This is a genomic window from Shewanella psychropiezotolerans (assembly GCF_007197555.1).
In the GTDB taxonomy this organism is placed as follows: Bacteria; Pseudomonadota; Gammaproteobacteria; order Enterobacterales; family Shewanellaceae; genus Shewanella; species Shewanella psychropiezotolerans.
The window spans coordinates 4,024,472-4,047,616 of sequence record NZ_CP041614.1 but is presented as its reverse complement, the minus strand read 5'-3'; the positions used below and the strand labels follow the sequence as shown (position 1 = coordinate 4,047,616).

Annotated in this window: 15 protein-coding genes; 9 read left to right on the top strand and 6 right to left on the bottom strand. The window is 45.5% G+C overall.

Going from position 1 to position 23,145, the window contains the following annotated elements; translation table 11 throughout:
- The first annotated feature begins 143 nt into the window (after nucleotides 1-143).
- The 3 genes from adk (at nucleotide 144) to FM037_RS17965 (ending at nucleotide 3,462) form a co-directional block, all read left to right on the top strand.
- The gene (gene adk / locus FM037_RS17975) at nucleotides 144-788 is read left to right on the top strand and encodes an adenylate kinase (RefSeq protein WP_144047109.1); all 645 of its coding nucleotides are present in this window, start codon (nucleotides 144-146) and stop codon (nucleotides 786-788) included.
- Between the two features lie 121 nt (nucleotides 789-909).
- Nucleotides 910-1,911, top strand: a complete 1,002-nt coding sequence (gene hemH / locus FM037_RS17970) for a ferrochelatase (RefSeq protein WP_407695603.1) — start codon at nucleotides 910-912, stop codon at nucleotides 1,909-1,911.
- A gap of 246 nt (nucleotides 1,912-2,157) precedes the next feature.
- Nucleotides 2,158-3,462, top strand: a complete 1,305-nt coding sequence (locus FM037_RS17965) for an inosine/guanosine kinase (RefSeq protein ID WP_144047107.1) — start codon at nucleotides 2,158-2,160, stop codon at nucleotides 3,460-3,462.
- A 174-nt stretch (nucleotides 3,463-3,636) separates the two neighbouring features.
- Here the strand turns inward: FM037_RS17965 and FM037_RS17960 are convergent, their stop codons facing one another.
- On the bottom strand, nucleotides 3,637-4,953 hold the full coding sequence (locus FM037_RS17960; protein ID WP_144047106.1) for a dicarboxylate/amino acid:cation symporter: 1,317 nt from the start codon (nucleotides 4,951-4,953) through the stop codon (nucleotides 3,637-3,639).
- A gap of 344 nt (nucleotides 4,954-5,297) precedes the next feature.
- Between FM037_RS17960 and FM037_RS17955 the strand changes: the two genes are divergently transcribed.
- Entirely contained in the window at nucleotides 5,298-7,592 is a 2,295-nt protein-coding gene (locus FM037_RS17955) for a hypothetical protein (protein WP_324617079.1), read from the top strand.
- Between the two features lie 96 nt (nucleotides 7,593-7,688).
- Here FM037_RS17955 and astB read toward each other — a convergent pair whose 3' ends face one another.
- Nucleotides 7,689-9,026 carry an N-succinylarginine dihydrolase gene (gene astB, locus FM037_RS17950; protein WP_144047105.1) on the bottom strand — a complete coding sequence of 446 codons (1,338 nt, stop codon included), beginning with the start codon at nucleotides 9,024-9,026 and terminating at the stop codon, nucleotides 7,689-7,691.
- Between the two features lie 428 nt (nucleotides 9,027-9,454).
- On the opposite strand from astB, the gene topA reads away from it, so the two are divergent.
- Nucleotides 9,455-12,166: a type I DNA topoisomerase gene (gene topA, locus FM037_RS17945; protein ID WP_144047104.1), complete on the top strand. Its 2,712-nt coding sequence runs from the start codon at nucleotides 9,455-9,457 to the stop codon at nucleotides 12,164-12,166.
- 304 nt (nucleotides 12,167-12,470) lie between these two features.
- Here the strand turns inward: topA and FM037_RS17940 are convergent, their stop codons facing one another.
- Nucleotides 12,471-13,244, bottom strand: a complete 774-nt coding sequence (locus FM037_RS17940) for a hypothetical protein (RefSeq protein ID WP_144047103.1) — start codon at nucleotides 13,242-13,244, stop codon at nucleotides 12,471-12,473.
- A 226-nt stretch (nucleotides 13,245-13,470) separates the two neighbouring features.
- Between FM037_RS17940 and cysB the strand changes: the two genes are divergently transcribed.
- Nucleotides 13,471-14,445, top strand: coding sequence for an HTH-type transcriptional regulator CysB (gene cysB / locus FM037_RS17935; protein WP_144047102.1), 975 nt, complete (start codon nucleotides 13,471-13,473; stop codon nucleotides 14,443-14,445).
- Between the two features lie 93 nt (nucleotides 14,446-14,538).
- Here cysB and FM037_RS17930 read toward each other — a convergent pair whose 3' ends face one another.
- The gene (locus tag FM037_RS17930) at nucleotides 14,539-15,915 is read right to left on the bottom strand and encodes an L-serine ammonia-lyase (RefSeq protein ID WP_144047101.1); all 1,377 of its coding nucleotides are present in this window, start codon (nucleotides 15,913-15,915) and stop codon (nucleotides 14,539-14,541) included.
- Between the two features lie 351 nt (nucleotides 15,916-16,266).
- On the opposite strand from FM037_RS17930, the gene nagZ reads away from it, so the two are divergent.
- From nagZ to FM037_RS17915, 3 genes are all read left to right on the top strand, one after another.
- On the top strand, nucleotides 16,267-17,277 hold the full coding sequence (gene nagZ / locus FM037_RS17925) for a beta-N-acetylhexosaminidase (protein WP_144047100.1): 1,011 nt from the start codon (nucleotides 16,267-16,269) through the stop codon (nucleotides 17,275-17,277).
- A gap of 96 nt (nucleotides 17,278-17,373) precedes the next feature.
- The gene (gene ycfP / locus FM037_RS17920; RefSeq protein WP_144047099.1) at nucleotides 17,374-17,913 is read left to right on the top strand and encodes an alpha/beta hydrolase YcfP; all 540 of its coding nucleotides are present in this window, start codon (nucleotides 17,374-17,376) and stop codon (nucleotides 17,911-17,913) included.
- Nucleotides 17,914-18,327: 414 nt separating this feature from the next.
- Nucleotides 18,328-18,603, top strand: a complete 276-nt coding sequence (locus tag FM037_RS17915; RefSeq protein WP_144047098.1) for an acylphosphatase — start codon at nucleotides 18,328-18,330, stop codon at nucleotides 18,601-18,603.
- Between the two features lie 93 nt (nucleotides 18,604-18,696).
- Here the strand turns inward: FM037_RS17915 and FM037_RS17910 are convergent, their stop codons facing one another.
- Nucleotides 18,697-19,638, bottom strand: coding sequence for a peptidoglycan binding protein CsiV (locus tag FM037_RS17910; RefSeq protein WP_185976850.1), 942 nt, complete (start codon nucleotides 19,636-19,638; stop codon nucleotides 18,697-18,699).
- 1 nt (nucleotide 19,639) lies between these two features.
- Complete coding sequence (gene mfd / locus FM037_RS17905) at nucleotides 19,640-23,125, bottom strand: transcription-repair coupling factor (protein WP_144047096.1); 3,486 nt, start codon at nucleotides 23,123-23,125, stop codon at nucleotides 19,640-19,642.
- Nucleotides 23,126-23,145: the final 20 nt, after the last annotated feature.

Sequence of the window (23,145 nt, the reverse complement as noted above, 5' to 3'; positions counted from 1 at the left end):
GTCTGATTAAACATGATTGTCTATCAGGCCAATGTCTAATGACTAACTAGGCTAAAACTGTTTCTACCCCCTTCAAAATAGCGGCTAATTATGCGAAAATCGCCGCCAATGATAAAACTATGTGAAATAAGAGGACTCTCGAGATGCGCATCATGTTATTAGGTGCCCCAGGTGCCGGCAAAGGTACCCAGGCCCAGTTCATCATGGAAAAGTACGGTATTCCACAAATTTCTACGGGCGATATGTTACGTGCGGCTGTTAAAGCTGGAACGCCACTTGGCCTGGAAGCCAAGAAAGTGATGGATGCTGGTCAGTTGGTCTCAGATGAGCTAATTATCGGTTTAGTAAAAGAGCGTGTCGCTCAAGATGATTGTGCCAAAGGCTTCTTGCTAGATGGTTTCCCTCGTACTATCCCACAAGCCGATGCTATGGCGGCCAGTGGCATCAATATCGATCACGTGGTAGAGATCGATGTACCTGACGAAGATATTGTTAAGCGTATGGCTGGTCGTCGTGTTCATCCTGGTTCTGGCCGTGTTTATCATATTGTTTTCAACCAGCCAAAGGTTGAAGGTAAGGATGATGTTACCGGTGAAGACCTAGCTATTCGTCCTGATGACGAAGAGTCTACGGTACGCAAGCGCCTGGAGATCTACCACGAACAGACTAAACCACTCGTAGAGTATTACGGTAAGGTAGCAGCCTCTGGTCAGGCTACATACAACAAGTTTGACGGTACACAGGCAGTGGCAGCAGTCAGTAAAGAGATAGTCGCTGCGATAGGTTAAAGGTATCTGATCCTTATCAGTATATGAGCTAGTTCTCATATTTTGAAAAGCTCACTTAGGTGGGCTTTTTTTATATGATTTTGAATGTTAGCTTAATATAGAGTATCGACATTATAAGAGAGTGATTTTGAGCAAAACTACCCCGGCATTCGGTGTGCTTCTGGTTAACTTAGGGACGCCTGATACACCCACGACAAAAGATGTACGTTCATTTCTAAAGCAGTTCTTGAGTGATCCAAGAGTCGTCGACCTTAACCCCCTTATCTGGAAGCCTATTCTCAACGGCGTCATACTTAATTTTCGCCCGTCTAAGGTGGCAAAACTCTATCAATCCATATGGTGGGATGAAGGGTCGCCCTTGATGGTAGTAAGTCAACGCCAGAGAGAACAATTGGCCAACCTGTTAGCGCAAACGTACGGTCAGAGCATCCCTGTCGAGCTTGGCATGACCTACGGTAACCCTTCATTGGCTCTGGGGCTAGATAAGCTCAAGTCTCAAGGGGTTGAAAGAATTATCGTACTGCCTCTTTACCCTCAATACTCATGCTCGACCGTGGCGGCTGTTTCAGATGCCATTGCCTCTGAGTACAAGGGATGGAGAGAAGTCCCTGAAACCCGTATAAACAAAGAATATTATCAGCACCCAGGCTATATTTCGGCCCTGGCCAGTTCGGTAAAAGCCCATTGGGAGCGACATGGCCAAGCCGACAAGCTGTTGATGTCGTTTCATGGGATCCCAGTCAGATATGTGACCGAAGGCGATCCTTATCAAGGGCATTGCGAGAAAACTTCTGAACTCCTGGCCAAAGAGCTGGGGTTAAATCATGACCAATGGCAGCTTTGTTACCAGTCAATATTTGGCAAAGAGGAGTGGCTTACGCCTCAGACCGACAAAACTCTAACCTCTTTACCGGCTCAAGGGGTGAAGTCTGTGGATATTATCAGCCCGGCTTTTGCGGCTGATTGTCTGGAAACACTAGAAGAGCTTTCTATCGGTGGCAAAGAGATGTTCATTGAAGCTGGGGGAGAGAGATATGAGTTTATTCCCTGTCTCAATACCAACCCAGCCCATATAGCGCTTTTAGTGGAATTGGTGAAGCAGCAGAGTCAAGGCTGGTGCTAACTTTGTGTTAAAGGCTGGTATAAATTTGTGCTAGAAGTGAGCAATCTGCATTAGGCGCTCAACATCTGTCCCTAAAAAGGATAAAATACGTTACTAGATACTGGCGTATATCACTGCGTGTGGTAGGATCTGCCGCCGTTTATATTGGCCCTGATTTGATAGGGCCAATTGTTTTGAACTATATTCCCATATGGCTGATTTGATTTAATCGGCCTCCAGTATGTTGCCAAAGGTTGAGAGCACACAATGAAGTTTCCAGGTCAACGAAAGTCCAAGCACTATTTCCCCGTCCAAAACCGTGACCCGCTATTGGCTCAACTCACTCAGCAACCGCTTCGTTTTCCAACTTATATCACAGGGATTGATCAGACCTTGGTAGACATAGAAGCTAAGGTAGCCGATGAACTACTCAAGCGATATAAACTTCCCAAAGGCAACTCGACTCTAATTGATGATGCCAGTGCCCACGCCTTGTATTCAGAATTGAAGCAGCATGGCTTAATCAGTGATGAATTCGCCGGTGGCACCATAGGCAATACGGTGCACAATTATTCGATTCTTGCCGATGACAGATCTGTCTTGTTTGGCGTAATGAGTAATAATATCGAAGTAGGCAGCTACGCTTATCGTTATCTGTGTAACACATCTTCAAAAGTCGATCTTAACTATCTACAGCCGGTAGAAGGTGCCATAGGTCGTTGCTTCACCCTGATATCTGAGTGCGGCGAGCGTACTTTTGCCATTAGTAAGGGATCGATGGATAAGTTGACCCCTGAATATATTGATAAAGATCTGGTACAAGGAGCGTCGGCATTGGTGTTAACGGCTTACTTGATGAGAGCCAGCGGCGGCGATCAGATGACAAAGGCGGCATTAACAGCAATAGAATATGCTAAAGAGGTCGGGGTCCCTGTGGTACTGACGTTAGGCACTCGTTTCTTGATTGAAGAAGATCCAAGCTGGTGGAGAGCATTCATCGAAGAGAATGTGACGATTCTGGCAATGAATGAGGATGAAGGCGAAGCCCTTACTGGTTTTAAAGATCCACTTCAGGCCAGTGAAGCCGCCCTTGAACTGTGTGATATGGTATTGACCACAGCTGGTCCTATCGGACTCTATACCGCAGGCTATACCGAAAATGCAGAGAAACGTGAGACCAGCAATACCCTGTTACCCGGCTCTATTCCTGAGTTTAACCGCTATGAATTCTCACGTCCTAAGCTGAAATCTGCCTGTGATGAGCCGATCAAGGTCTATGCTCACATCTCACCCTACATGGGCGGTCCGGAGAAGATCCGTAACACCAATGGTGCCGGTGATGGTGCACTGTCTGCACTATTGCACGATCTCGCATCGAACACCTTCCATAAGGCCAATGTGCCAGGTTCGAGCAAACACAAGCGTGATGGCTTATGTTATTCCTCATTCTCACAGATCTGTAAGTATGCTAATCGCGTGGCCTATGAAGTGCTTGCACAGCACAGCCCGCGTCTTTCTCGTGGTTTGCCTGAGCGTGAAGATAGCTTAGAAGAGTCGTACTGGGAGAGATAAGTCTCAACCACGAGATAAACCTTTTAACAAGCAAACATAAGAAAGGCGTCCAATTGGACGCCTTTCTTATGTTTGGAACACTTATGTAAGTTTGCCAAGGATGGCAAAAAACTTACGTTGTGTCTGGAACACTTATGCGCTCCAGAAGGAGCGCATATTCTTGTGCACCTATGGCTAGGCTTCTTGTCCCTTCACTTGGTCTCTGAAGCTACCCGCTGTCTTGCCTGCTTGGGTATCGTTGAAGATCTCTTCATTGAACTCACCCTCAGACTTAGCGATGACCACAGTGGCAACCGTGTCACCGGTAACATTGACTGCGGTGCGGACCATGTCGAGTAGTCTGTCGACGCCTATGATCAGCGCTATGCCTTCGACAGGAAGACCCACCTGATTAAGTACCATGGCCAACATGATAAGACCAACACCTGGTACGCCAGCGGTACCGATAGATGCAAGTGTCGCAGTAATAACCACCATGGCATAATCTGTGATGCTTAAGTCAACACCATAAACCTGAGCGATAAATACCGTGGCAACACCTTGCATGATGGCCGTACCATCCATGTTGATGGTAGCGCCAAGAGGCAAGGTGAATGAAGCGACTTTATTATCGACACCTAGTCTGTGCTCAGCTGTTTCTATGGTGACAGGCAGAGTCGCGTTTGAACTGGCTGTGCTAAAAGCAAACAGTTGCACGTCACGCATCTTACGGATGAAGGTTATCGGATTTAATCCTGAGAACACTTTAAGCAAGGTGGGATAGACAACGAACCCATGAAGCAGTAGAACACCAAGGACGACGAAGAAATATTTTACTACGCTGCCGAAGGTTTCGAGACCCAAAGTGAGTGCCAATTTTGCCATCAAGGCAAACACACCATATGGCGCAAGCTGCATTATTAGTGTAACTACACGCATAATCACTTCATTAAGGTCGTTAAACAGCGCTGCAACGCGTTTACCTCGCTCGCCTATATGCGAGATAGCAAAACCAAAAATAACCGCAAATAGGATGATTTGAAGCATATTGCCTTCACTCATCGCATGCAGTGGGTTGGTTGGGACTATGTTGATGATCACTTCTGCTAGGCTTGGGGCTTCTTTTGCATTGAAGGTGAGGCCTTCACTGACCAAGGAAGCGTTACCTGGATGGACCATGATGGCAATCAAGATTGCCATCGACAGAGCAATAGCAGTGGTGAATAGATAGAAGGCGATGGTCTTACCGCCGAGTCGGCCTAATTTCGATGGGTCACTCAATGAACATGTGCCGCAAACCAACGAAATAAACACCAAAGGCACGACCAACATTTTCAGCCCGGATACAAATATGGTGCCGATAACATGCAAGAAACCTTCGGTGATGTATTCGTCGATAAATGTACTTTCGGGGAAAAGGTTTCTGAGTAGCAATCCCAAAAGGATACCGCTACCCATACCAATAAGAATTTTACTCGTGAGTCCGAGTTTTTTTGCTTGAGTTAAAGCCATAGTGCTTCCTGTATAATTATTATGCTTTTCAATTTGCGATGTAAGCCTAGCAAGAAACGAAGATTGATGAAACTGCGCAATAGTTAAACCTTTTCGTTGTTTTAGTAAAATAAATCAAGATAGTTATGGATAAGTAGCAGGAAAATTATGTAATGTTGGCCTATAAGTAATAAGCGCCTCGCTTAAAATTACATATTGAGTAACAGGGAGTCTGGCATGAAGTCAGTTTACAAGTTTTTTATCGTATTTTTATGGTCGTTTTTCATGGTCGCCTGTAGTGGAGGGGGGATATTGCTGATCCGTTAGATCCCGATCCAACTCCAGAAGAAACCGTTTCTATTTCATTGTCAATTTCCAATGCCGACATAAGCGCGCTGACACCTGCGTCTGTATCTGCCACAGTGACAAGTTCAGAGTCAGGTTTGATGTCGGGGGTATTAGTTACTTTTACGCTCTCCGATCCAACTTTAGGCTCATTTACCCCAGGAACGGGCACAGCCCTAACTAACTCTGATGGTGTTGCTACCATTGAGCTGGCAACATCAAATGTACAAGGTGCTGGTAATGTAGAAGCCAGCGTCGCCAATACAAGCAGTGATCCGGTAACCATAGGCTTCAATATGGCGGGGGATGGTGGAGAAGCTGGCGATGGTGCCTTAGTCGTGTTAACTCTGACAGATGCAGCGGGCAATGCTACGGATACAATATCGATAACAAAGCCAGGTAAGCTTGTTGCTACAGTGACAGGAACCAGTAAGCCTGTGATTGTGACGTTTACATCTGCAAAAGGTGAGATACCAGTAGATGCAGCAGTAACCATTAATGGTGTTGCTATTGTCGATATCTATGCTGGAACTGACTTAGGTGCCGGCAAAGCGGTTGCTTCTCTTGAAACCGGTGAAAAAGGTGATGCCATTGTTGTTGTTGGTGCTACTAACGTCTTAATGGGCAGTGGCGAACCATTTGTCTCTGGAGTCGCTTCCATTTCTGCTTCTCAACTGTCTGCGGGCGGGACGGCGACGGTTTCTGTGCTGTTTCAAGATGGCGAAGGAAATCCATTTACACAACCCGTTGAAGTGAATTTCACTTCGACTTGTGCCTCTTTCGCAACTCCTCAAGCTATTTTAAGCACGCCAGTTACAGCTGTTAATGGCGAAGCATCGAGTACGTATCTGGCACAAGGTTGTAGTGGTGATGATCAAATTAACGTAACTGCAAATGCAGGTGGACTCAATTTATCTGCCAGCACGAGTATTAATTTACTACCAGCAAGTATCGGTAGCATTGTTTATATATCAGCGACACCTCAAAAAATAGGGATCGTAGGAACTGGTTTGCCTGAATCGTCAACGGTTATTTTTAAGGTTCTGGACACAAATGGCCTGCCAGTTAGTAATCAATTGGTCGATTTCAGTCTAAATACTCACGTCGGTGATATTAAATTAGACCCTTTATCGGCAACGACGAATGATCAAGGTTTAGTTCAGACTGTGGTAGGCTCTGGTTCTATAGCAACAGTTATACGAGTAAGCGGAACCATTAATGGTTCAAATCCGGTAATTTCTAGTCAATCTAGTCAGTTAGTGGTGACAACTGGGATCCCAGATCAAGACAGTTTCTCATTGTCCGCTTCAAATTTTAATCCTGAAGGTTGGAGTAGTGAAGGTACATTAGTGCAGATCACCGCAAAACTTTCCGATGCATTCAATAATAGGGTTCCAGACGGTACTTCAGTGACGTTCAGAACAGAAGGCGGTGATATTGTTGATTCATGTATCACCACTGATGGCGGTTGCACAGTAGATTGGCAGAGTAAAGATCCGCGCCCATTCGGTGCGACAGTACAGCCATTACCTTTAGATGGGCAAGGACGTCAATATTGGGATGTCCGCCAGAACTATTATCTTGGCCAACCTATGGGGGGAAGAACTACAGTTACCGCTACAGCTATAGGGGAGGAATCTTTCGCCGATACTAATGGTAACGGGCGTTTCGATGCTGCTGAGCTAACAGCCTTTTTAGGGATGAATACAGCGGGTGAGGATTTTGATCTGAATGAGCCGTTTGAAGATTACAATGAAGATGGTTTGTTTAATCCTGTAGAAGGTATTGGTGCTGGCGGCGGAAGTTTAGAAGAGCTAATCGATTTTAATTTTGATGGTAATTTTGATACTCAGGATGCTTTATATAATGGAGTCTTGTGTAGTGAACCTGCTCACGCTGGCTGTGCATCCTTTACGGCTAAAAGTACCAGCACATATGTAAGACAAAATCTTGTTTTAGTTATGTCAGGAAGCACTGCTATAGCATCACAGCCTATAGTGATAGATAGTGCAGCAGACACTGGGATACACGTGTTAGATCTAGCACCTAAATCGATCGGTTCTGTTTATATATGTATTTCAGATTTGCATAATCAACAAATGCCATCAGGTAGTGAAATTAATTCGGTGACTTCGGTTGGCAGTGTGGCGACGACTAATCCTATTATTTGGCCTAATACCAACATCAATGGTGCTCGTTGTGAAACAATCTCAGTCAAAGGGCCCGATGAACCAGAGGATGGGGTGTTGACTATTAGTGTAACAACTCCCGGCGGAGTCATTTCAACCGTTGCGGTAATTGATATAAATATGTAAAAAAATATTTTATAGTGACTTAAAGTCATTTTCATAAAAAACCACCTGTGAAAGGTGGTTTTTTATGTTCAAGGTATACTACCTTTGTATAGCTAGCTACTTCTGGAACTGGTACACGCTGCCTAACTGCATCAATTGGGTCAGTTCATCCAGTGCGGTGCGTGATTCGATCAATACCTGTGGATCGGCGAGATCTTCGACGCTGAGGCGATCGCGGTAGTGTTTGTCTACCCAGTTATTTAGCTCACTGAATAACACATCATTCATTAAGGTATGCTGGTTCACTGCAGCCACCTCAGTGTCATTCATGGCGACACGCAATCTCAGGCAAGCCGGACCACCACCATTTTGCATGCTTTGCTTCACATCGAAATAGTGTACTTGCTTGATTGGCGTGCCTAGGGTGACGACTTCCTGAAGATAAGCGTGTACCGCTTCATTCTCCTGGCAATTTGTCGGCGCTATGATCGCCATCTCACCAGATGGAAGTGTGATGATCTGAGTGTTAAACAGATAACTCTTCACCGCATCTTGAATGCCGACTTTATTGGTGGGTACTTCGATGAAGTGAAGTGGTGAGTCACCAAATTTTTGCTTTATTTCGTTTAACTTGTTCTGTGTATCCAGAAATGCCTGCTCGTGATAGAAGAGCACATTTTGGTTACCGACGGCGATCACATCGTTATGAAACACGCCTTGATCGATCACATCCGGGTTCTGCGAGATATAAACCGTGTTGTTATCATCGAGCTGATGCAAGCGAGCGATGGCTTGAGAAGCTTCTAGTGTCTGTCTTGCTGGATATTTTGTCGGCTTAGGTGCAGTTGGATTGGTCGCTTCTTGGCCATAGACAAATAGCTCTATACCCGTTTCGCCGTACTCTCCGCAAAGACGGGTGTGGTTCGCCGCGCCTTCATCGCCAAAACTGGCGTGCTCAGGCAGATGTTGATGATGGCTGAAATGCTTGTCGTTATTGAATGTCGCCGCCAGAATATTACCCGTAGTGATAGGTTCTATGCTGCGGTGTAACTTGTCTACTAGGTTAGCCGGGGTGAAATGCAGCTTTCCATCTCGACAATCGGCACTGGGTGAGACCGTTGCCGCATTCGCGGTCCACATACTCGATGCACTACAACAGGCACGTAACAAAGCAGGAGCCTGTTTAGCGGCTTTATTTAATACTTCGGCGTCAGAGCCTGTAAAACCAATTCTACGCAACGTATGAAGGTCTGGGCGCTCTTGAGGGGCTAATATGCCTTGAATCATACCCATATCGGCGAGTGCTTTGGCTTTTTTTAATCCTTGTTTCGCTGCGGCTCTTGGATTTGAAACGGCTGCAGCGTTACTCAGTGATGCCACATTACCAAAGGAGAGGCCCGCGTAATTGTGGGTTGGTCCAACAAGACCATCGAAATTCGCTTCAAAATGCTTCATTAGTTTTCCTTATCAGGGTAGCGATACCTTTTATTAACTTGTTTTATTCTTTTGGCTTTATCTATGAAATTGGCTTCTGGTGTTGCCAGTTACTCCAAATCCACTAAAGTTAAGCTAAGATGTGGTGTGAGGCTGAAATGAGCTCAGTATACTTAAGCTTCAATTGTTCACAAGTAAGGCAAAATTGGCTAAGTTTGTGATATTTGCATCGAAATGCACATGAATTCCTTGCTAGATGACTAATAATGGAATATTAGTTTTTAATTAAGCATTTATTTCTTTCACACTTTTTTAGAAATAGTTCCAAAATGGTTAAAAATGGCTCACCAGCACAAATAAAAGAGGGATTAGCTTGAAAAAATTGAGACAAACCTCTATATATGGAGCCAAATTACAGCATTTTGAGACTTTTTGGCGCAGATCATTCTATGGGTAAATCGCTAGTTATTGTCGAATCACCGGCCAAAGCCAAGACTATTAATAAATATCTCGGCAAAGATTACATTGTTAAATCGAGCGTAGGTCACGTAAGAGACCTACCAACATCATCCAGTCCTGACTCTAAAGTGGCGACTAAAACGCCTGCAGAAGTTCGGAAGATGGCTCCTGAAGAGAAAGCCATCTATAAGAGCAAGAAAGCGAAACAAGCGCTTGTTGCTCGTATGGGAGTGGACCCTGAGAATGGCTGGAAAGCCAAGTATCAGATACTCCCCGGTAAAGAAAAAGTGGTTAAAGAGCTGCAGGCTCTAGCCGAGAAAGCTGACAAAATCTATCTCGCAACCGATTTGGATAGAGAGGGAGAGGCCATTGCATGGCACTTGCAAGAGATCATAGGTGGAGATGAGTCACGCTATCAGCGCGTTGTCTTCAACGAGATCACTAAGACCGCTATTCAAGACGCATTCAGTAAACCCGCGCATTTAGATACCAATATGGTTAATGCCCAACAGGCTCGTCGATTCCTCGACCGCGTCGTTGGGTTTATGGTATCGCCTCTGTTATGGAAGAAAGTCGCCCGTGGATTATCCGCCGGTCGAGTTCAATCTGTGGCAACGCGTTTAGTGGTCGAGAGAGAAGGCGAAATTAAGGCTTTTGTTCCCGAAGAGTTTTGGGATATTCATGCGCAATTGAATACCCCGGCTAATGATCTGCTTAAAATGCAGGTGGTTAAGTTTCAGGGCAAGGCATTTAATCCTGTTAATGAGAAGCAAACCTTAGAAGCGGTTTCTTTTCTGTCTCAGTCAAGCTTTGTGGTTGCTGCTCGTGATGACAGAGCGACCCAGAGTAAGCCTTCGGCACCTTATATCACATCGACCTTGCAACAAGCGGCGAGTACCCGTTTAGGTTTTGGCGTCAAGAAGACCATGATGATGGCTCAGCGTCTCTACGAAGCCGGTCATATTACCTATATGCGTACCGACTCGACCAACTTGAGTCAAGAAGCCTTGGACAATGTGCGCGAGATGATAGGTAAAGAGTTTGGCGATAAGTATCTGCCAGATGCCCCTATTCGTTACGGCAGCAAAGACGGGGCTCAAGAAGCTCACGAAGCCATTCGTCCATCAGATGTCAAAGTGCATGCCGCTTTGATGAATGACATGGAGAGAGACGCACAGCGCTTGTATGAGCTGATTTGGCGTCAGTTTGTCTCTTGTCAGATGACACCAGCAAAATATGATGCGACTCGCTTAACGGTTAAGTCCGGTGAGTACGAGCTCAAAGCTACTGGTCGTACATTACGTTTCGACGGTTGGACTCGAGTTCAAACTAGCATTAAGAAGAAAAATGAGGAAGACAATACGCTGCCTCATGTCGATCAAGGTGATAAGCTAGATCTTAAAGAGCTGGATCCCAAGCAACATTTTACTAAGCCGCCGGCGAGATACAGTGAAGCGTCTCTGGTTAAAGAGCTCGAAAAACGTGGTATTGGTCGTCCATCGACCTATGCGACAATTATTTCGACTATTCAGGACCGTGGTTATGTGCGCGTCGAAAGCCGTCGTTTCTATGCCGAAAAGATGGGTGAGATTGTCAGCGAAAGTTTGGTCGGCAGCTTCAAGGAGCTGATGAGCTATGACTTTACTGCGGGTATGGAACAGACACTCGATGATGTCGCCAAGGGCGAGTTAGAGTGGAAGAAAGTGCTCGATGGTTTCTATAAATATCTCACTAAGCAGATAGATCAGGCCGAGCTGTCACCGGAAGAGGGCGGAATGCGCCCGAACGAGATGGTGTTAACCGACAACATCAAGTGTCCGACTTGTGAGCGTCCTATGGGGATCCGCACCGGTACTACCGGTGTGTTCCTTGGTTGTTCCGGCTATGCCTTACCGCCTAAAGAGCGCTGTAAGACCACCATGAATCTGACTCCCGGTGAAGAAGCCGTGAGTGAGAACAGTGAAGATGCTGAAACAGATGCATTACGTGCTAAGCATCGTTGTGACATCTGTGGCACTGCCATGGACAGCTATCTTATCGATGAGACTCGTAAGCTGCATGTTTGTGGTAATAACCCGATATGTGATGGTCATGAAGTTGAACTCGGTCAGTTCAAGATTAAGGGTTATGAAGGCCCGATTATTGAGTGTGACCGTTGTGGCAATGACATGGAGCTCAAGAATGGTCGCTTCGGAAAGTACTTTGGTTGTACTAACAGCGAGTGTAAGAATACCCGTAAGTTGCTAAAGAGCGGTGAAGCTGCGCCTCCAAAGGAGGATCCGATTCATCTTCCAGAGCTTAAATGTACTAAGTCTGATGGCTACTTCGTGCTTAGAGATGGTGCCGCCGGGATATTTATGGCTGCCAGCACTTTCCCTAAATCACGTGAAACTCGTGCACCATTAGTGGAAGAGTTGGTTAAGTATCGTGAGCTATTATGGCCTAAGTACGCTTATCTAGCCGATGCACCAGTTAAAGATAGCGATGGTAATAAGGCATCGGTTCGCTTCAGCCGTAAGACTAAGGAGCAATACGTTGCTACCGATGTCGATGGTAAGGCAACTGGCTGGACCTCTAAGTTTATCGACGGTAAGTGGGTGACTGAGGCGAAGAAGAAAGCCAAGCCAAAAGCGAAAGCGGCTACGGCAACTAAAGCTACGGCCAAAGCTAAGCCAAAAGCGGCTGCAAAGACTAAAGCATAGAGCAGTGTGCTTCAGTCAATGTTAGTCCATAGATAGCTAGTCCATAAAAAAGCCTCGATGATTCGGGGCTTTTTAATGTCTGCTGTTTACGAGACTCGAGGTTATAGAACCTAGGTTTAGCTCCTGTTTGACAGGAAGGTAACGGGGTGACTCTATTTTATCTATTTGGAAAGGAATGCTAAATAGCGTGCAATAAAAAAGCCCCAATATTATATGTAGGGGCTTAGTTTGATCAAACTTTCTATCTAGCATCTAGCATCTAGCATCTAGCATCTAGCATCTAGCATCTAGTATCTAGTATCGATTACCATTTCTTCTTCGGCTGGAACAGTACATCGATATCTTCTTCTTCTTTCACTGGTGTAACCTCTGGAGATGCAATTTTCTGTGCGCCTATGATTTCATCTAACATGGCTTTTGCTTCATCGACTTTTTTAACGATGAATGGGTCATTGGGGGTCTGAGCCTTGATGGCATGTAAGGTCGAAAGGGCCTTAGTCACCATCTGCTTTGAGGAGCCGTATTGCTTCATAAAACAGGCTGCTCTTGCTCGGGATAACATAGAATCAACATTAATCCTCAATTGGAGGCTATCTATTCTGCCTTCCTCTTCACTAAATATTGTGGGGTCGACCTTGCCCTTGTTATGCTCTGCGCGAAGAATGGCTTTTAGCTTCTTAAGTACTTGTACCAGGGTCAATATTTGCTGATCGTTATCGGGCAAACGGAAGCTTTCTATTGAAGGAGCCTGTTTAGGACTCGCAGCTAAGGTCTTGACCTGAGCACCTATGTCGGCCTGTCTTCTTTTGTAATCGCCGGCTTGACTTGCGGCATAGTTAGCGGCTAAGCCAAGAGCATCTTCGACACGCTTATATAGCACCAGCACTATCTGCGAGGAGCAGGGAAACATACCTGTGTGAGAAAGAACCTCTTCGGTTTCATCAATAATGGCTCTCTGTCTGGCCAGTTCAGTTCTGCGCTCAGCCTCGGCACGTTCTTTCTGTTGCTGTATGACATTAATTCCGATTACGAGTAATAAGAGTGCGCCAATACTGATCAGAACCAAAGTAAATATCATAGGTCTACCGTTAATTATGCAATTCTATTAATGCTACTATAAATCAACACTCTAGCATAGTTATCTTAGTCCAGCTTTTCACTTATGTCGTGTGAATGGTGTGAACTCTATGTTATATTCCATATTGATTTAATTTTCACGTTGTACTATAACTATTTCTTATACTTAATCTCCCATTCCAGACCCATTAAAAGCATTAAACTGAGGTCGAATTGAAGGATAAAAGATGAAGCTGCAGCAACTCAGATACATTGCAGAGGTGGTGAATCATAACCTCAACGTTTCGGCTACTGCTGAAAACCTCTATACATCCCAGCCAGGGATCAGTAAACAAGTTCGCATGCTCGAAGATGAACTTGGTATACAAATCTTCGGCCGTAGCGGCAAACATTTAACTCATGTGACTCCAGCTGGTGAGCAAGTCATAAGTATAGCAAATAATATTTTAGGTAAAGTCGAGAGCATCAAGAAAGTTGCCGAAGAATACACTAAGCCTGATCAGGGTGAGTTGAATATTGCAACCACAGATACCCAGGCGAGATATGCGCTGCCTAAAATCATTCGTGGCTTTATCGACCGTTATCCTAAGGTTAATTTACACATGCACCAGGGGACGCCTTCTCAAATCAGTGAGCTGGCGGCGAGAGGCGCTGCCGATTTCGCTATTGCGACCGAAGGTATGCATCTTTATTCCGATCTGATTATGTTACCTTGTTACCATTGGAATCGCTCGATTGTAGTGAATCGAGATCATCCTTTGGCGACTCGCAGTAATATTACGATTGAAGATCTCGGCCGTTTTCCTTTAGTGACTTATGTCTTTGGTTTCGACCGCGAATCTGAGATTGAAAAATCATTTAATCGTGCGGGATTAGAGCCCAGAGTGGTGTTTAGTGCAACCAGTGCCGACGTGTTGAAGACCTATGTGAGACTCGGTTTGGGGGTTGGAGTGATCGCGTCTATGGCTATCGATCCTACTATGGACAGAGACTTAGTGGCTATCGATGCCAGCCACCTGTTTGGACATAGCACCACTAAAATAGGGTTCAGAAAGGGGAATTTCTTAAGAACTTATATGTATGAGTTTATCGAACATTTTGCTCCGCATCTGACTAAAGAGGTGGTCGAAAAAGCTGTCGCGCTTAGGGACCCTCAATTGATAGAAAATATGTTTGCCGATATTGACTTGCCGGTAAGGTAACACTTATCTGAGTATTTCTTACTGGGTAAAAGACATAAAAAAACTCGCCTAAGCGAGTTTTTTTATGTTTGATGATAAATTATTCAGAATTGTTTAGCATTCAACGATATTAACAGCCAGACCACCCTTTGCGGTTTCCTTATACTTGCTGCGCATATCTTTACCAGTATCCATCATGGTCTTGATCACTTTATCCAGTGATACCTTATGATTACCGTCACCACGTAGCGCCATACGAGAAGCGTTAATGGCTTTTACCGCGCCCATGGCATTACGTTCGATGCAAGGAACCTGGACTAGGCCGCCCACAGGATCACACGTCAATCCTAGGTTATGCTCCATGCCTATCTCGGCCGCATTTTCCACATGTTCGACTGTGCCGCCCATGATCTCGGTTAAGGCCGCGGCCGCCATCGAGCAGGCTACCCCGACTTCACCCTGACAGCCGACTTCGGCACCTGAGATAGAGGCATTTTTCTTATAGAGAATACCTATGGCTGCTGCGGTTAACAGGTAGCGGCAACAGATATCGCTATCGACTTCTTGAACAAACTTGTCGTAGTAGCATAAAACAGCCGGAATGATCCCTGCGGCACCATTGGTTGGGGCGGTGACGACTCTATCGCCGGCCGCATTTTGTTCATTAACTGAGAGGGCAAATAGATCGACCCAATCTAATGCGGTGAGAGGATCGACACTGTTTTTTCCTTCCGCTTTTAGTCTGCGATACATGGCCGGCGCTCGGCGTCTGAGTTTTAGTCCACCAGGCAGTAAGCCCTCTTTGTGATAGCCTCGTTCGACACAATCCTTCATTGTCTGCCAGATATGCCACAACTGCTCCCTGATATCTGCATCTTCGGCGATACTCAACTCATTTTCCATCATCAAGGCAGAAATACTCAAGCCATTGCTATTACAAAATTCGAGCAGCTGAGCCGCGCTGTTAAAATCAAAAGGTGCAGACTCAATCGGCAGGGCTGGGGATGCATCCTGAGCTTTAATTTCATCCTGATCTAAGATGAAACCGCCACCCACAGAGTAGTAGGTTCTGTCATAGATACATTCACCGGCAGAATAGGCGTATAAGGTCATGGCGTTCGCGTGGGCAGGTAAGCTTTTACGTCTGTGGTAGATAACGCCGGAATCACGACTGAAAATAACGTGTTTGCCATTTGCCATCAGCAATTGCTGATTTTGACTCACGTCCTTTAATATTCCATCTATGCTGTCTGTATTGACAGTATCCGGAGCCTCGCCCATTAAACCTAAGATAACGGCTTTACCTGTGCCGTGGCCTTTGCCCGTTTGTCCCAGGGAGCCGAATAACTCTGAGCGTAATTCATCTGTACGTTCAAGCAGGCCTGCTTTATCGAGATCGTCGATAAAGATGTTACCCGCTTTCATTGGACCCACTGTATGTGAGCTTGACGGTCCAATGCCGATTTTGAACATATCAAATACACTTATCATGCTTAACACCCTGTTTGTTATTGTTGTTTTACAATACTATCTACTATTAATATTAGTCTAAAATCCATTGGACTCATCAAGTTTCAATGGATCAAAGCCCTGATATGTTATTCTTCTCTTGCTTGTTTAAATCTATTCTACTGAATTTAAATCCATGATCTGAAAGTATCCCATACTTTCTTAAATGACTTATCATGAGTTTTTTTAATAGAAAGTTTCAGATTAGCTTAGCTAAGGCAATGATTTCATGTTGGTAGCTGTCGGCTGAGCATCTTGTACTGTGTTTATTTGGATTATTTCTTATGGATAAAGATAAGAAATTCTTGTTATTAGGTCTCTTGAGGAGTAAGCGTGAGCTATTTAATGTTAGATCTTTTATCGACCCAAGCTAGTGAAGCCGAGCTTGAACAACTTAAGCATCCCATGGTGGGTGGCCTGATCCTATTTACGCGCAACTTTGTCGATAGAGAGCAATTGATCGCGTTAATAAAATCGATAAGAGAGGTGAGATCCGATCTTATCATAGCCGTAGATCATGAAGGTGGGCGAGTGCAGCGGTTTCGAGATGGTTTCACTCTAATACCTGCCATGGGCGATATATTGTCTCATGCAGGTGGCGATGTATCTAAGGCCCAGACTTGGGCTGTTGAATTAGGTTTTCTCATGGCAATTGAGCTATTGGCGTGCGATATCGATCTTAGTTTCGCGCCTGTGCTGGATCTGGACAGAGTCAGTAGAGTCATAGGCAAGCGGGCATTTGGCTCTGAGCCGGAAATCGTGATCAGTTTAGCCGAGAGTTTTATCTCAGGTATGAATCAAGCTGGCATGGCTGCTGTGGGCAAACATTTTCCAGGTCATGGCAGTGTAGAAACTGATTCACACTTGGCCCAAGCGGTAGATGAGCGCTGTGAGGCCGAAATCCGTAATCTGGATATGCTCCCTTTTAAGACGCTTATCGAGCAGCAGAAGCTTCAGGGCGTGATGCCTGCCCATGTTATTTATCCTAAAGTCGATCCTAATCCTGCAGGTTTCTCACCATACTGGCTCAAGCAAGTGTTGAGAGGCGAACTGGATTTTCAAGGCGTTATCTTCTCGGATGATCTCGGCATGAAAGGTGCTGGCGTCGTGGGAGGTTATAAGCAGAGAGCGAAAGCGGCATTAGATGCCGGTTGTAACATGATCTTGGTGTGTAACGACGCTGCTGGCGCAGCAGAGGTACTCAATGAACTCGATTGGCCTAGCGAGAAGCCAGATAGAGCGGCTAACTTGTTAAAACCCGATGCCTATTTAGTCGCCCAAGCATTACAGCAAGAAGAGCGTTGGAAAAAGGCTAAGGCTTTGGCTGAAACATTCAATCAGTAAAACTTACTTTCTTTTACCTGAGTATTTGATATAGCTCAACTCATTGACGAGTTAAGTTAGCTAAAGTGAATATTCTACATTATTACAGGTAGCACAATGATCCTCTATTTACATGGCTTCGATGCGACGAGCCCAGGTAATCATGAAAAGATGCGTCAATTGCAATTTATCGATAAGGATGTGCGTCTGGTGAGTTATAGCACTCAGCATCCCAAACATGATATGCAGCAGTTGCTAAACGAAGTGAGTCGTCAACTCCAACAATCAGATGATACTGCACCCTTAATTTTAGGGGTGGGCTTAGGCGCATTTTGGGCCGAGCGTATTGGATTTTTAAATGGGCTAAGAGCAGTGTTAATTAACCCTAACCTGTCACCTGAGATTAACATGGTTGGCCAGATAGACAGGCCCGAAGAATATGCCGATATTACCAGTAAATGTGTTGACAAATTCAGGTCTAAAAATGAAGGTAAAGCCTTAGTTATTCTCTCTCGTTCAGATGATGTGAATAACAATGCTCAGGTTTATGACGAACTGAGTGAGTATTACCAAGTGATTTGGGATGAAGACCAGCCCCACAAATTCCCGGTGTTGGCGAGCCAGCTATCAACAATTGCTTCATTTAAGCTGGGCTAGTTTGTTATACCGTTAGATAATTATCTTATCAGCCGCTTTCGAGCGGCTTTTTTACGCCTGCCATCGAGTCATCTTAGACAATATTGGGTTTACATTCAAAATAGCTAACTGGTACATCAGTATAAGATACTGATTTCTTCCACATTACAGGTGATCTTGATCACATGTAATGTGGAAGTTAGATGAAAAAGCTGGTTTTTGTTTGAATGTTATCTTTGTCAGTGTAAAGTGTCGAGCACAGTAACAAGTGATACAAATTGATACGACTAAAGAATTAGTCTTTTTTAGACTCACCAATTTGCGTATGTCGCCCGATGCAGCTAGCCAACTTTAGTTAGCTGTTTTTTTTGCCTATATTTTGCCTAGTCGACGGGTTTACGTTATCTTCAAAAGAGGGAATTTGAGGATTTTAGCATGAAAAGAGTCAAGATAAACGTTCAAGGAAAGGTTCAAGGTGTTTGTTATAGGCGTTACGCTTTATCGAAAGCCAAGGCCTTAGGCTTAACTGGTTATGTCTCAAATGACGATGATGGTAATGTCACTATTTTAGCTCAGGGAGCCTTTCCCGCGGTGGATAACCTGATCGATTGGTGCCAAATCGGCTCACCTCAATCCAATGTTTCTCAAGTCTTTGTTGAAGAAGATGAAGCCGATGAGATCTATTTAGATTTCTCGATTGTTCAATCTTAATTAGAAAAGTTATCTAATATTGAAAAGACCCGAAGCCAAAGGGCTTAGGGTCTTCTTGTGTATGAATTTAGCTGGACTTTATACCAATAGGTATTATTCCAAGATCTGGGTATTAAGCCTGTCTATGGGTTGCTGCATCTTTCTTATCTGAAGAATCATTCCCATTCTGGGATGATCGAAGTAATGAACTTCATCGCTTCTGACCCGTCTGTTTTGCTTCATAGGGAAGGAATACAGGAAGGGTGTAGACAGATTGACTTCACTCGAATTGTATCGAGTGTTATCCCGCATCACGTCTAAGGTTTTAGTGCCTTCTTCTCTTAAATTTAATGCCGTTTCAACATAAAGGTAGTGATCCAGATAGATGTTGATTGTGCCATCGAGCTTCCAGACCGCTTTATGTTCAACGACGCCAAAACTTCCTCCAAGAAAGTCAAACTCAGGCACATCCGACTGAGTTGTTTGGCTGAGAGTCGATTGCCCATTTAGCTCAAAACGTGAAGAGTAATCTTTTCCCGAGAAGATTCTAACGGGTTTGGCTCTGCGTCTGGGTTGCATGGCTTGCTGCCAAGTCATGTGCAGCAGACTCTTAGTGCCTCTTTCTCTGGAGAGTTTACTTATGATGTCTTTGAACTGATTTTGACTATTGGCTAGCAGTACGGGAGCGCCACCCGGTACACCATATTGCGTCGATGGGGCAGCTATACTCCATGGGATCTGAGAAGGGTGATTCATTTGGGCGGATGAACTGAGTTGTTGGTTACATTCATCGGCTTTAGTGGCCCAATCATGTGCTGAACAGGCATCTAAACCTAGGCTGGCACCGGTAATATTGGTGCTGAACAGTGGCGAGATCAGATCCACCATCCTCTTGGGGTTTTGAAAAGAAACCTGGGCCGGTGCTTGCTCTTGAGATTGTCCATTGCTTCTTTCGAACAGATAGACCTCAACTTCAAACCAGCGCTCATTCTGGGCGTAGGCCTGCTGAGAGATAGAGAGTAGGCCTGCAATGATTAAAAAAGTTTGTCTTAACACATTATTCTCCAAGACGATGTTGAGATAATTGCCCTAATAGCAATTTTACCAGTGCCAGTCTATCCTTGTGTGACTCGGCTGGGATGAGGAATTTTAACTTACTCGGGCCATCCATTCGATAGTTTTGTGGCTGACTTTGCAGTAAACCAATAATAAAGCCCGGATCGACGCAGTGATCGTCGTTAAATTCCAGGCTACCACCCTTGGCATGCATCTCAAGTTTCTTAATGCCGAGACGGGTGGCCATATGTTTGTACAGGGTTAACTCCATCAGGTTTTTAGTGGCGTCAGGTAGCATGCCAAAGCGATCGATAAGTTCGACTTTAAGTTCATCGATGGCATTCTCAGAGTCACAGTTGGCAATGCGTTTATACAGAGACAAGCGAATATTGACGTCATGGACGAAATCATCGGGCAGCAAGGCCGGAATTCGCAGTTCTATCTCACACTGACGTCTAAGCATCTGACTGAGAGAGGGCTCTTTTCCCTCTTTAAGCGACTTAACCGCATCTTCCAGCATCTCCATATAGAGGGTGAACCCTATCTTGGATATGTGGCCAGATTGTTCATCGCCTAACAGCTCGCCGGCACCGCGGATCTCGAGATCTTGGGTGGCCAGCATAAATCCAGCACCTAAATCTTCCAAGGCTCCGATGGCTTCAAGACGTTTTCGTGCATCGGATGAGATGCTTTTGGGGGGCGGCGTCATCATGTAGGCATAAGCCTGATGATGGGAGCGACCGACTCGTCCTCTCAGTTGGTGCAGCTGGGCTAAACCAAAGTTATCGGCTCTCTCTATGACTATGGTGTTAGCCGAGGGCACATCGATGCCGGTCTCGATAATGGTGGTACAGACGAGTACGTTGAACTTTTGATGATAAAAGTCAGACATGACTCTTTCTAAGTCGCGTTCCCGCATCTGGCCATGAGCCGTCACGACTCTAGCTTCCGGCAGGAGCTCACGTATTTCGTTGGCGCGTTTCTCTATGGTTTCGACCTTGTTGTGGAGAAAATAAGCTTGTCCGCCACGGAGAATTTCACGCAGTAAGGCTTCTCGAATTGTGGTGGGGTCGTACTCCCTGATGAAGGTCTTTACCGCGAGCCGCTTGGCCGGTGGTGTGGCAATAATTGACAGATCCCGCATGCCAGACATCGCCATATTGAGTGTTCTGGGAATAGGCGTCGCCGTTAAGGTTAAGATATCTACATTAGCCCGCAGCGCCTTAATCTTTTCTTTCTGCCTAACACCGAATCTGTGCTCCTCATCGATGACCAACAAGCCTAGATTTTCAAAATCACCCTCTGAATGCAGTAATTTATGGGTGCCTATGATGATATCGACTTTACCATTACTTAGCTCATCCATGATCAGCTTCTGTTCTTTAGCCGTCTTGAAGCGAGATATCACCTCAATCTTAACCGGCCAATCGGCAAATCTGTCTTTGAAGTTCTCGAAGTGTTGTTGGGCCAGTAAGGTGGTTGGCACTAAGATGGCTACTTGCTTGCCATCGTTGACCGCGACGAAGGCGGCTCTCATTGCCACCTCTGTCTTACCAAAGCCGACATCGCCACAGACAAGTCTATCCATGGAGATGGGAGAGCACATATCTGTTAACACAGCATTGATAGAGGTCTCTTGATCGACGGTCTCTTCGAAGGGAAAACTATTGGCGAACTGTGCATACTCTTGTTCATCGACTTTACACGCCGTGCCTGGCCTCGCCTGTCTCCGTGCGTAGACATCGAGCAGTTCGACGGCGACATCGCAGATCTTCTCTACCGCTTTCTTCTTAGCCTTGGCCCATGTTTCATTGCCAAGTTTGTTTAAGTTGGCTTCTTCGTCCGGCCCGACACTGTAACGGCTAATGAGGTGAAGTGATGACACAGGTACATAAAGTTTATCACCGCCGGCATATTCTAACTTGAGGTATTCGGCGACAAGGCCGCCGGTATCTAAGGTTTCCAGTCCCTGATATTTTGCGACTCCATGATCTAAGTGGACTATGGGTTGGCCGACTTTCAGCTCGGCTAAGTTTTTGACGAGGGCGTCACTGCTTATCTGTTTCTGTCTGTCCCGGCGACGTTTTTGAGATATACGATGACCGAATAGTTCGGTTTCACAGACCAGGCTAAATTTTCCACCTCGGCTTTTCTCTATGATGCAGCCGTTAGAGAGAGGGGAGACTATGAGTCCAAGCTTAGTCTTCGAGGCGGTAAATTCCTCTAAGCTGCCGAATCGTTTTGGTTTGATATCTATCTTACCGAGTAGCTCGAGTAAGGCTTCCCGGCGACCCTCTGATTCCGCACTGAAGAGTATGCTGGTCTCTTTAGTCGCATATTCTTGAAGCTGGAGCAGTGGTTGTTTTAACTTGTGATTGGCTGTCAACTCAGGCAGTTTTTCTAGTTTAGCCTGATGACCCTTGTCCGAGACCTTATCCGAGTCTTCGCCAATCTTGAGCTGGCTCCTTGGCAAGGTCTTAAAATGAGCGAAAATCTGCTCCGTGAGTAGATAGAGCTCTTTAGGTTCCAGTAACGGGCGTAAAGGATCCACGCGTCTATCTTCATATCTCAGCTCAACTTCGGCTAAATGGGCCTTAGAGGCGGCCTCAAGGTCGCCGATATTGACCAGTTGAGCATGTTCAGGCAGATAATCGAACAGGCTGGCAGTCTCGTCGAAAAATAGTGGCAGATAGCTCTCGATCCCAGCAGGAAAAATTTTTCGACTGACCATCTGATAGACAGATTCAGGTTCTTTAACCAAGCGTTCGAAACGTCGACGGTATCTCTGTCTAAAGCCTTCAATTGCCTTATCATCGGTTGGGAACTCTTTTGCCGGCAGCAAACGTATCGAATCAATTTGCCCACTGGATCTCTGGCTCTCTGGCTCGAAGTGTCTGATGGACTCGACTTCATCATCAAATAACTCGATACGGAAGGGTTGCTCCGAGCCCATGGGGAATAGATCGATTATCGAGCCTCTGACGGCAAACTCTCCATGTTCATACACCTGCTCGACCAGATGATAACCTGTGTTCACCAGTTGCTGTTTGACATCCTGAAGACAATAATTATCGCCTTTTTTCAACATGAGCACATTGCCGGCTAAGAAGGATTTAGGCGGTAAGCGTACCATCAAGGTGCTTAAGGGAACGATAACCAGTCCCTGTTTGGCATTGGGCAGCCGAGATAAGGTCTCTAATCTTTGGGATACCAGATCTTGGTGGGGAGAGAAACTGTCATAGGGCAAGGTTTCTCTGTCCGGGAAAAGCCACACCGGAAAATCGGTACCTTTGAGCAGATAATCCAGTTCAGATTCAAGCAACAGGGCTGTGGGTGTGTCGTGAGTCACAGCAACTGTTATGCCGACATGGTGTTGAACCAGGTTCGCTAAGGTGATGGCTTGAGAGGCACCACCTAATGTATATAGTGTTTGCGCTTTTGATGCACTTTTGACTGCGGGGGGAGTCAATATTGAGAAAGATTTCATTCAGATGTGGCAAAAGAGTA